Source organism: Cobetia sp. SIMBA_158 (assembly GCF_046566945.1).
Taxonomy (GTDB): Bacteria; Pseudomonadota; Gammaproteobacteria; order Pseudomonadales; family Halomonadaceae; genus Cobetia; species Cobetia amphilecti.
In genome coordinates, this window is record NZ_JAWJYL010000504.1 from 1 (window position 1) to 264 (window position 264).

The 264-nt window shown below is 62.1% G+C and carries 1 protein-coding gene; it reads left to right on the forward strand.

Features of this window, described 5'->3' with window-relative positions:
• Positions 1-123 precede the first annotated feature (123 nt).
• On the forward strand, positions 124-225 hold the full coding sequence (locus R2R70_RS20855; RefSeq protein ID WP_327796267.1) for a helix-turn-helix domain-containing protein: 102 nt from the start codon (positions 124-126) through the stop codon (positions 223-225).
• Positions 226-264: the final 39 nt, after the last annotated feature.

Sequence of the window (264 nt, forward strand, 5' to 3'; positions counted from 1 at the left end):
TCTAATTTTCAGAAGGAGCCACCGTGGTAGCCGCGGTCGCGGACACGACATACCCTGGCGCTGCCGCGGAGGCCTTCGCCGTCCAGATGCCGAGCCGCATCAGACTCAGCCCGAAGTGGGGAAATGCATCCGGTTCGCGGCGCCGGTGAACGCAAGGCGCAGATCGCGCGCGATTACGGGATCAGCCGCGAAACGCTGCACCAGTACCTTCGCTCGTTGAGGTGAACCGTGCCACATCGCGTTTGAGCGACGAAATCATTACGA

Bases quoted from the DNA above. Each gene is read 5' to 3' on its own strand.
- R2R70_RS20855 (WP_327796267.1), top strand. From the start codon at position 124: ATGCATCCGGTTCGCGGCGCCGGTGAACGCAAGGCGCAGATCGCGCGC.